Origin of the sequence: Pseudomonas sp. (assembly GCF_050739655.1) — a bacterium.
Lineage (GTDB): Bacteria > Pseudomonadota > Gammaproteobacteria > Pseudomonadales > Pseudomonadaceae > Aquipseudomonas.
The window spans coordinates 20,300-29,893 of the sequence record NZ_JBOIBY010000207.1; the positions used below are offsets into that span (position 1 = coordinate 20,300).

12 protein-coding genes and 1 tRNA gene are annotated in these 9,594 nt (G+C 55.5%); 2 read left to right on the forward strand and 11 right to left on the reverse strand.

Features of this window, described 5'->3' with window-relative positions; translation table 11 throughout:
- Nucleotides 1–33: 33 nt before the first annotated feature.
- The gene (locus ACRESJ_RS10050) at nucleotides 34–780 is read right to left on the reverse strand and encodes an ABC transporter substrate-binding protein (RefSeq protein WP_431757781.1); all 747 of its coding nucleotides are present in this window, start codon (nucleotides 778–780) and stop codon (nucleotides 34–36) included.
- A gap of 13 nt (nucleotides 781–793) precedes the next feature.
- Nucleotides 794–1,567 (reverse strand): ABC transporter ATP-binding protein, encoded by a 774-nt coding sequence (locus ACRESJ_RS10055; RefSeq protein ID WP_007972784.1) that lies wholly within the window; start codon nucleotides 1,565–1,567, stop codon nucleotides 794–796.
- Nucleotides 1,568–2,130: 563 nt separating this feature from the next.
- Between ACRESJ_RS10055 and gabP the strand changes: the two genes are divergently transcribed.
- Nucleotides 2,131–3,522 carry a GABA permease gene (gene gabP, locus ACRESJ_RS10060; protein WP_431757782.1) on the forward strand — a complete coding sequence of 464 codons (1,392 nt, stop codon included), beginning with the start codon at nucleotides 2,131–2,133 and terminating at the stop codon, nucleotides 3,520–3,522.
- 92 nt (nucleotides 3,523–3,614) lie between these two features.
- On the opposite strand, the gene vapC is transcribed toward gabP, so the two are convergent.
- From vapC to ACRESJ_RS10085, 5 genes are all read right to left on the reverse strand, one after another.
- The gene (gene vapC, locus ACRESJ_RS10065) at nucleotides 3,615–4,022 is read right to left on the reverse strand and encodes a type II toxin-antitoxin system tRNA(fMet)-specific endonuclease VapC (protein WP_431757783.1); all 408 of its coding nucleotides are present in this window, start codon (nucleotides 4,020–4,022) and stop codon (nucleotides 3,615–3,617) included.
- Nucleotides 4,022–4,252 carry a type II toxin-antitoxin system VapB family antitoxin gene (gene vapB / locus ACRESJ_RS10070; protein WP_431757784.1) on the reverse strand — a complete coding sequence of 77 codons (231 nt, stop codon included), beginning with the start codon at nucleotides 4,250–4,252 and terminating at the stop codon, nucleotides 4,022–4,024. The genes vapC and vapB overlap by 1 nt, the downstream gene beginning before the upstream one ends.
- Before the next feature lie 171 nt (nucleotides 4,253–4,423).
- The gene (locus tag ACRESJ_RS10075; RefSeq protein WP_431757785.1) at nucleotides 4,424–4,876 is read right to left on the reverse strand and encodes a hypothetical protein; all 453 of its coding nucleotides are present in this window, start codon (nucleotides 4,874–4,876) and stop codon (nucleotides 4,424–4,426) included.
- Nucleotides 4,877–4,882: 6 nt separating this feature from the next.
- Nucleotides 4,883–5,299, reverse strand: a complete 417-nt coding sequence (locus ACRESJ_RS10080; RefSeq protein ID WP_431757786.1) for a hypothetical protein — start codon at nucleotides 5,297–5,299, stop codon at nucleotides 4,883–4,885.
- 36 nt (nucleotides 5,300–5,335) lie between these two features.
- A complete protein-coding gene (locus ACRESJ_RS10085) occupies nucleotides 5,336–6,310 on the reverse strand; it encodes an alpha/beta hydrolase family protein (protein ID WP_431757792.1) in 975 nt (324 codons plus the stop codon).
- Between the two features lie 213 nt (nucleotides 6,311–6,523).
- On the opposite strand from ACRESJ_RS10085, the gene ACRESJ_RS10090 reads away from it, so the two are divergent.
- On the forward strand, nucleotides 6,524–6,973 hold the full coding sequence (locus ACRESJ_RS10090) for a carboxypeptidase regulatory-like domain-containing protein (protein ID WP_431757787.1): 450 nt from the start codon (nucleotides 6,524–6,526) through the stop codon (nucleotides 6,971–6,973).
- A 58-nt stretch (nucleotides 6,974–7,031) separates the two neighbouring features.
- Here the strand turns inward: ACRESJ_RS10090 and ACRESJ_RS10095 are convergent, their stop codons facing one another.
- From ACRESJ_RS10095 to ACRESJ_RS10110, 4 genes are all read right to left on the reverse strand, one after another.
- On the reverse strand, nucleotides 7,032–7,823 hold the full coding sequence (locus tag ACRESJ_RS10095) for a TSUP family transporter (RefSeq protein WP_431757788.1): 792 nt from the start codon (nucleotides 7,821–7,823) through the stop codon (nucleotides 7,032–7,034).
- 73 nt (nucleotides 7,824–7,896) lie between these two features.
- Nucleotides 7,897–8,970 (reverse strand): hypothetical protein, encoded by a 1,074-nt coding sequence (locus ACRESJ_RS10100; RefSeq protein WP_431757789.1) that lies wholly within the window; start codon nucleotides 8,968–8,970, stop codon nucleotides 7,897–7,899.
- Nucleotides 8,971–9,069: 99 nt separating this feature from the next.
- On the reverse strand, nucleotides 9,070–9,330 hold the full coding sequence (locus tag ACRESJ_RS10105; RefSeq protein ID WP_431757790.1) for a hypothetical protein: 261 nt from the start codon (nucleotides 9,328–9,330) through the stop codon (nucleotides 9,070–9,072).
- A gap of 137 nt (nucleotides 9,331–9,467) precedes the next feature.
- Nucleotides 9,468–9,543, reverse strand: a tRNA-Phe gene (locus ACRESJ_RS10110).
- Nucleotides 9,544–9,594 lie beyond the last annotated feature (51 nt).

The window sequence follows — 9,594 nt, forward strand, 5'->3', positions numbered from 1 at the left end:
GCCGTAGGGCAGCGTCGGTCCGGCATGTCAGTATCAATAGATGCTGAACGGGAAGTACTTGTCGTTGATCTTCTTGTAGGTGCCGTCGGCGACGATCTCTTTCAGCGCGACGTTCAGCTTCTCGCGGATTGGATCGTTTTTACGCACGGCGATACCGATCTTGTCGCTTTCTTCCACCGGGTCACCTTTGAACTCGTAGGATTTGCCGGCGTCGCTTTTGAGCCACTCGTAGTTGACGTATTTGTCGGCGAGGATGGCATCTACACGTCCGGCAGTCAGGTCGAGGTAGGCGTTTTCCTGGGTATCGTAGAGTTTGGTTTCAACGCCAGGCATGTGGTCTTCCATCCAGGTGCCGGCGAGAGTCGCACGTTGTGCGCCGACCACTTTGCCCTTCAGAGAAGCCTCGTCGGTTTTGAAGTCGACGTCTTTCTTGGCAATGAACTGCAGCTTGTTTGAGTAGTACGGGTCGGTGAAGTCCACCGCCTGCTTGCGCTCGTCGGTGATCGACATCGAGGAGATCAGGAAGTCGAATTTCTTGGCGTTCAGGGCTGGAATGATGCCGTCCCAGTCGGAAGTCACGACGGTGCACTCGACTTTCATCTTGGCGCACAGGGCGTCGCCGATTTCCCTGTCGAAGCCGACAACGTTACCGCTGGCATCTTTGTTGTTGAACGGCGGGTAGGCCGCTTCGATGCCCATCTTCAAGGTTTCTGCCATGGCACCGGCGCTGAACGCCAGGGTGACGGCGGCGGCCAGGAAGACCTTTTTGAAATTCTGCATGCGGGTAGCTCCGTTAGCGGTTGCTGGACATGAATTGTTTGCAGCGCGCCGAAAGCGGGTTTTCAAACACCTGCTGTGGCGATCCTTGCTCTTCTACCAGGCCCTGGTGGAGGAACACCACTTCGCTGGAGACCTGACGGGCGAAGCCCATTTCGTGGGTCACGAGCAACATGGTGCGGCCTTCTTCGGCCAGTGCGCGGATGACATTAAGTACTTCCTGGACCATTTCCGGGTCAAGGGCGGAAGTCGGCTCGTCGAACAGGATAACCTTGGGCTGCATGGCCAGGGTGCGGGCGATGGCCGCGCGTTGTTGCTGGCCACCAGACAATTGCGCAGGGTAGGCGTGGCGCTTGTCGGCGATGCCGACCTTGGCCAGCAAGGCTTCGGCGACTTCGATGGCCTCGGCCTTGCTCTGGCCGAGCACGCGGCGCGGGGCTTCGATGATGTTGTCGAGCACGCTCATGTGCGGCCACAGATTAAAGTTTTGAAACACAAAACCAATCTCGCTGCGCAGGCGATTGATCTGCTTGCCGTCGGCAGCGACCAGTTCACCGTTCTTCGCGGCCTTGAGCTTGAGTTCTTCACCAGCCACCAGGATCTGGCCCTGATGCGGGTTCTCCAAAAGGTTGATGCAACGCAGGAACGTGGACTTGCCAGAACCGGAGGAGCCCAGGATCGAGATCACATCGCCGTCGCGGGCGGTCAGCGAGATGCCTTTGAGCACCTCCAGCGAACCGTAGCGTTTATGCAAGTTGCGGATTTCAAGCGCGGGCGTGGCCTCAGCCATGTGCGTTCCTCATATATGTTGCGCTCCTGCTGTTGGTGGCCTTCCTGACGAGGCGGCCAACCTAGCATAGCGTTTCGATGGCAGCCAACAGCGCTACGGGCGGTAAGCGGGTGGCATTGGGCAGGTTGTCGCATCGGTACAGCAGACTGTCGCCCCACCAACAACCGAACAGCCGTTTGAAGCGTGCTTCCAGTTAGAAAGCGGGTCGGCTGTCGCAAAAAGGGCGCGATGTTGCCAGCTTTGGCGGGGTGTTGGAAGCGCTAAAGGACCAGGCACCGCCGTTCAGCACTTTTATTGTGCGTCAAGCGACTTTGAGGGTGTGTTTCCGGTGCGCTGTTCCGTCCATAAAGTGGGTCGCGGGGTAACGTTTTGGCAAAGTGCCATTACTTTCAATGACTTGCGATCAGTGTCGAGTCTCGACGGAATCGCCGGGTTAGAGGCTTTTGAAACATTTTGGCGCAATTATTGCGTGCAGATTACGGAACGCCCCGTTGGTTTCTTTTTACAGAAGAGAACGCCCGGACGGGATGATGCATTCGCTTTTCCTTACAAAGGTAGTTTCAATGAGCAGTACCCAAAGCTCTAACGGCCTCGAACAGGGGCTTAAACCGCGTCACGTAACAATGCTGTCGATTGCCGGTGTTATCGGTGCCGGTCTGTTCGTAGGTTCCGGCCACGCTATCGCTGCTGCAGGCCCGGCTGTGCTGTTGGCCTACGCTGCCGCCGGTATGCTGGTGGTGTTGGTGATGCGCATGCTCGGTGAAATGGCTGTTGCCTCGCCGGACACTGGATCTTTCTCGACTTACGCCGATCGCGCGATCGGTCACTGGGCCGGCTTCACTATCGGCTGGTTGTACTGGTGGTTCTGGGTTCTGGTCATCCCGTTGGAAGCCAACGCCGCCGCCACCATCCTGCATGCGTGGTTCCCGGGTGTGGACATCTGGGCCTTCGCCCTGGTCATCACCATGCTGTTGACCGTAACCAACCTGTTCAGCGTGAAGAACTACGGTGAGTTCGAGTTCTGGTTCGCGCTGCTCAAGGTCGTGGCGATCATCGGCTTCATTATTCTGGGCGTTCTGGCGATCTTCGGCTTCCTGCCGAACAGCCAGGTCAGCGGCGTTTCGCACCTTTTCGACACTCAGGGCTTCCTGCCAAACGGCATGGGCGCAGTGCTGGGTGCCATCTTGACCACCATGTTCTCCTTCATGGGTACCGAGATCGTGACCATCGCGGCCGCGGAATCGAAAAACCCTGGCAAGCAGATCTCCAAGGCCACCAATTCGGTGATCTGGCGCATTGGTTTGTTCTACCTCGTATCGATCTTCATCGTTGTGGCGCTGGTGCCATGGAACGACCCTGTCCTGGCCAGCCTCGGCTCCTACCAGACCGTTCTTGAGCGCATGGGCATCCCGAACGCCAAGATGATTGTCGACATCGTCGTATTGGTTGCCGTGACCAGCTGCCTGAACTCGGCGCTCTACACCTCGTCGCGTATGTTGTTCTCCCTGGGCAAGCGCGGTGATGCACCGGCCATGGCCACCCGCACCAACAAGAGCGGCACGCCTTACTGGGCAGTAATGATGTCCACTGGTGCAGCGTTCCTGGCAACCTTCGCCAACTACGTAGCCCCGGCTGCGGTGTTCGAGTTCCTGTTGGCCAGCTCCGGCGCCATCGCGCTGCTGGTGTACCTGGTGATCGCGATCTCGCAACTGCGCATGCGCAAACAACGTATGGCGCGTGGTGAGAAAATCGTCTTCAGCATGTGGCTGTTCCCGGGCCTGACCTACGCGGTGATCATCTTCATCGTCGCGGCCCTGACCATCATGCTGTTCCAGGACGCCCACCGCGTGGAAATCCTCGCGACCGGCCTGCTCAGTGTCCTGGTGGTAGCAGCTGGTTTGCTGGTTGCTCGCCGTCGTCGTAACGAACAGCTGGGTGCTGTTGTTGCGCGCTGAGTGTTTGGCTTGAGCTAGATGTTGCAGGTGTAAAAAAACGGCCGCTGTCAGTGATGACTAGCGGCCGTTTTTGTTTGCGGTGGCGATTCGATTTAGCGGGCGTCGACCCAGTCTTCTACGCGTAAGCCTGGTACTCGCTGAAACTCTCGCAAGTTATTCGTTACTACGATGAATCCTCGCGAGCGTGCATGGCCAGCGATCATGTAATCGTAGGGGCCAATAGGGGTCCCGTTCTTTGCCAGTTCGGATCGAATCATCCCGGTGTGCGCGGCTGCGTCATTGTCGAAAGGCAAGATCTCAAGGCGGGCTGCGAACCCCTCGACGACAGCCAGGTTTTTTTCAGGAGCTGCGGATTTTTCCGCTCCGTAAATCAACTCCATCAGGGTTACCGCACTGATGCAAAGTTGACCGTGATGGCGATTGAAGGCATCACGCACGACCTGCGGTTTGTTCTTGATGGTAAATATGCAGATGTTTGTATCGAGCATGTATTTGATCATCAGAACGACTCACGCTCCTGGTCAGCGGGCTGTTCGCGATCGGTCATGAAGTCTGCAGTGACATCGTCGCCATCGAACCAGCTGTCCCAAGTTTCACCAGCAGGGGTGATGATGCGGGCTCTACCTACGGCGACGACGTCGACACGTTTTACGTCGCTGGGCATTGCTACGGCCTTGGGCAGGCGAACCGCTTGGCTTCGATTGCTCATGAAGAGAGTTGTTTGTTCCATTTGAACCTCCTGCGCATTTGGCTGGGGTGATGTGCTCAAAGGATAGGTTTCACAAGGGATATGTCAATGGGATATACATGGCCTCCGACGAAGCGTAACAACCATTCGAAGCAAAAAAACGGCCGCTGTCAGTGATGACAAGCGGCCGTTTTTGTTTGCAGTACCGGCGGTTTATTCGCCTTTTTCTTCCTGCGCTTCCAGCGACTGTCGGTAAGTATCCAGCGCATCGCCAAAGTCGTTAATGAACTGCGGCTCGCTCAGCCAGGCCTGGGCGGCGTCGCGGTCCATGCCGTCGGCCCACATGCGGTAGTCGATCAGCATGTCGGCGGCCAGGTGGGTGGCGGCCATGGCTTCGTTGTCGGCGTTTTCCATGTCCAGCAGTTCAGCATGATCGTTGATGATCCCGGAGAGATCGTTCAACAGGATCGAGAGCATTTCGCTGCGGCTGGTGGCCTCGGCGTCGCGCATTTTGCTGAACATCGCCAGGGTGTATTCCGGGATCGGTTCGGCCAGGTGGCCCAGGTCATCATCCTGTGCGGCAGGCTTTCTGCCGTGGATATTGATTTGCTTGGCTTTGGCTTTTGCACGCTTGGCGCGTTTCTGTTGCTTGTTCAGGGAGGCCATGGGAACTCAGTTCGATTTCTGTTGGTTTTCGGCGGCGATGGATTCGGATGCGGCCACGTAGTCAGCCTGGAAGGCCGGGGATTCAATCCACGCCAGGGCGCCGGCTTCGTCGGTTTCGGTAGACCATTGGCGATACTCGATCAGCGCGCCGATGATGAAATCGGTGGCTGTCTCTTCACCTTCCTGCTCCAGTACCAGCGCTAGAAGCGGATGTTCAAGAAAAGCCCTGCACATGGCTTGCTGGCTGATTTTCTGCGCATCGATCATTTCTTTGAACAGATCGGTCAGGTCCACTGATTCGAAGTCGATGCGGTCGTCGTTCGGGTCAAGTTCGACCGGCGCGGCGGCGCGCTGGGTGCGGTTCTGCTTGGCCTTGGCCTTGGCGCGGGTGGCGCGTTTTTGCTGCTTGTTGGCGGAGGCCATGGGCGTCGTTCCGTAATTCGTTGAAAGGGCAATGGCTCAGGGGCGTGGCACGGTCTGGCCGGGTGTGTCGGGAGCCAGTTCGCCGTGTTGCAGCCAGGACAATGCAATGGGCCATAGTGTGGCTTGGTATGCGCTACGAAAAAAGGCGAAATGTCCGACTTCTTTTTCGTCGATGTCTTCGGGGGCGATACGCAAGTGGGTGTTCGTGCTGCCCGAGAAGTAGCCGAGCAGGCGCTCGATGGCCGGGACTGTGCCGTAAGGATCGTCGCTGATGCTGATAGCGAGAATTTTCGCGGTGACGGTGGCGAAGGGCAGGCGACCAGTGGTCGCGTGCAGCAAACGGCCGCTGGGGCGTTTTTCGTAGCGTCGCGTGGGTGTGGCCCAGTCACGGACTACGCCGGCCGGGGTATCTTCCAGCCAGCCAAGACGTTTTCCGGGGAAGAAACCGCACAGCATCGTCATGATCGGCATCACCACATGCCATTTGCCGAACATCCGCCAGCGATGAGTGGGCTCATAGTCGCGCCAATAAGCGAATTGCGCTCCGACCGTCACCATGCGCCGAATATGCGCCCCGGAGGCTCCCAGTCCCGCTGCGCAGCCGCCAAAACTGTGACCGACTACGTCGATAGGTTGGCCCGGAAACTCGCGCTGTGCGCGCTGCAGCATGGCCTCGAAATCAAGCGCGCCCCAATCGGTCCATGACGCCTCAAGCGTCTTGAGTGATGCCGGGCGCGATTCACCGATGCCGCGGTAGTCAAAGGTGATCACATCGAAATCGTTGGCGAACAGGTAATCGGCGAAGCGTGAGTAGTGTCGGCAGCGGACCGAGGTAGCGGCGTTGATGATGACTACCGGGCGAGAAGTGTCCTGGACAGCGTGTCGCCAAGTGAATCCACCGAGGATGAAGCCGTCTGCAGCGGCTTGCTTGAAAGGCTCGCCCGATACATCAGCTGTCAGTTGTAGCTCGATTTGTGTCGGGGCCAGCGAGGGCATGTCCTGCAAATTCATCGGCGTTGGACCTTGGCGGGTAGTGGCCAACGATAGTCCTCGTTATGCGGATGAACAATCTTTCGCTGGTTTTGCTCAATTCGAGGCGCGAGGACCCATTACCTAGTCCTATTCATGGCGCCTCCTAGCGCAAATCGATCTAGAACATGACGACTCAGTCAGAAATCCAAATTAAGTAACGATTGGGTTCTATAGAACCCGGGAGTCGTCATCATGAAACGTTTCCATTCATTGATATTGCCCCTCGCCACGGTTGGCCTGTTGATGTGTCCCACGCTATCGCAAGCCACCAGTCTCGACCCTATCGACAACGCGGGTGTGCAAGTTCAGCGGCAGGAGCAAAACGGAGTCGCCTATCTATCCGGTGGCATTGGCGAGGATGAGTCGAAAGCCATCCAACAGACCACTGGCTATAACCTGCACATGACTTTTTCTACCGGCCCGGGCAATGAATACGTGCCCGATGTAAGTGTGGTCGTACAGAAAGCGCCGGGGCAGACGGTCTTGAACCTGAGCCAGGCCGGTCCTCTGGTATACGCCCAGTTGCCTCCTGGCAAATACACCGTAGTTGCGACTCGCAATGGGGTAGAGCGGCATGACACCGCGGATGTGGGTAGCGGCGCGGCGCGCAATCTGGTGTTTCATTGGAATGGTGAAAACTAAAAAAGCGCTTGGAGCAGGAGGAGAGTTTTCCTCCCGCTCGTGGCGTCGCTGTTCGTAATCACAAAGCCGCTAGCAAGTTCATGAATGCAATCCGCAATGGATTGTTTTCAACGCTCAAAAGTTTGATGGCCAATGCGCAACACACAATGATCAACATGGGTTTGATGAGTTTTGGGCCAACCCTTACAGCAGCCCGCGCGCCCAATTGCGCACCGATAAAGGCCGCCAGGGCCATGGCGATTGCGATCGGCCAGATGATCACCCCTTTGGTGATAAATACTGCCAAAGACCCCAGGTTGCAGGAGGCATTCGCCAGCTTGGTAAAACTCATTGCTCGCATCATGCCCAAGCCGCAGAGAAGGACGAACCCGACGATGAAGAAAGAACCGACCCCTGGTCCAAATATACCGTCGTAAAACCCCAGGATTGGCGCCACCGTAAAGGAGAACAGCAGAATGCCGATTTTTTTACGCCGATCTTCATTTGCCAGTTTTGGAGCGAAGGCAAAGTACACGGCCACCAGGATCAGCATGATTGGCACGCACACCTTCAGATAGCGCTTGTCGACAGAGCTGACAAGTAACGCTCCACTGGCTCCCCCGATAAAGCCGCAGAGCATGAGATAGCGGCCTTCTCGCCATTCGATCATTCCCTTGCGAGCAAAGGTGGCCGTTGCCGAAACGGTCGCCGAAGCCGCCTGGAATTTGTTTGTAGCTATCGCGCTGATGGGATCGACGCCGGCCAAAAACAAGGCAGGTAAAGTAATCAATCCACCCCCACCGGCAATCGCATCAAAGAAACCAGCGCAAAAAGCAACGAGCGCCAACATGCCAATTACATCCCAGGACATTGCACTTCCTTTTATTAGAATAGTTTCGTTTACCTGTGCGACGGGTGTGTGAGTCGCGCAGGTGCAATAAATATCAGCCTTGCAGTAGCAACGGGTCTTGCGAAATAACAATAGGGTTTGAAAATTTTGAAAGGCCAAATACTCGAACCAGTACGCGTCGATTGTCCTTTACGATATCGCGACAATGTAGAGCTCGGACGTTGTTGATGATAATTGCAGATCTCTGCGTCAATACATATTCGTATGGCGTGGCTTCATTAATGCTTTGGCAAAAATTGGCATAAGCGTTTTTTACAAGTGTTGGAGTGTTTTCATTTGCTGAGAATCGATATGAGTTAAAGCGAGTTGTGAGCCCGACTTTGTCGTTGAATTCCAGGATCGAAACGTCGTGACCGTCCTCTCCTTTTCCATTGACGAATGAATCGCTGCGCGTGAACTGAAAACTTTTTGTCGTCAGTGCCATGCAGGTGGTGACACCGATCTCGTTCAGCACGGGTGGCAGCGCGATAACTGAGGTGCACTCCATGCTTGGGTTCCACAGTGCTGACAGTATTAACGACGAAGGTGACGGTGAATGGTCGTTCTGCGCGTCCATGGCACACCAGTAGGGAGCTTCAGTGTGAGGTCCCAAGGCGAGGCCGGAGTGAGAGCTGAGTTCTTTGATCTCCGGCTCATCGCCGATTTTGCACAGGCCACCGCCCTTGAAGTTGGCGACCAGTCGAACCAGTTTTCCTTCGTTATCCATGTCGTAGGCAAAAGCGCTGTTATCGACGAGCCTTAACAAGATCTGATTGCGTGCGGCCAGGCAGAGCACGTCGTGCCTGTTTTCCAGTAGGGCGAGGTTTGGGAGTTCATCAGGAGGGCTTGCATCGCTGATCTGTTGCAGTCCTTCGAAAATCAGCAAGGAGACAAGACCATCAGAATAAGCGTGAAGGAGCGCGCATTGGTCTTTCGACATTGAAAGTTTTAGTTCGCAAGCTGCCAGAGTTGCTTTGAGCCTGGCGCCGGCTGCTTGCGGCCCGCCAAGGACGGCCAGCTCTTCAGAGAATGCGTGAAGTTGTCTTGATTGCTGCGGGTCAAAGTAAAAGGTTTTTACTTCCTGGGAGTTCTGGGGTGCAGCAGTGTTTTGATTAATTTGTTCTATCAATTCTTACATTCCATGTAATGCCTGTTCAGTCGCGGTTGTTACTTGCGTAGGCGCTGTTTTCTATTCTGTTGAGCTGGTGCTTAATTCAAGGGTAGAGTTTTACTTGAAGTTAAGTTGGTTGTAGAAAGTTTCAATGAGCCGCAGTGTGCGGTAGGTTGTCCGCTGATAAAAAGCTCTTTGAAGGCCGGGAAAGCCTACCATCAAAATTGAAAGAAAATATTCAATAGAAGAATCAGAATGTTTCGCAGGAAATATGGGCTGACACATTAACTGAAGATGTAAAAACCCATTTCCAAAGTCATTGAGCTTGCGAAGGTTGCCGAGGGTGAGAAGCGTCGGATGGTGATTGGCGAGCTTCATCGTCAGGAAGCTTGATTCGTCACGCTCGGGACGACGCTTGATGGTGAGGTATCGACTAGGCGACGGGGAAGTCAGAGCCAGGTCAATCTGCAGGCATAAAAAAACCCTGAATCTTTCGATTCAGGGTTTTCGGTATTTGGTGCCCAGAGACGGAATCGAACCGCCGACACGGGGATTTTCAATCCCCTGCTCTACCGACTGAGCTATCTGGGCAACGGGGCGCATTAAACGGGTTTTTCAGGGGGTCGTCAAGCAAGTTTTCAA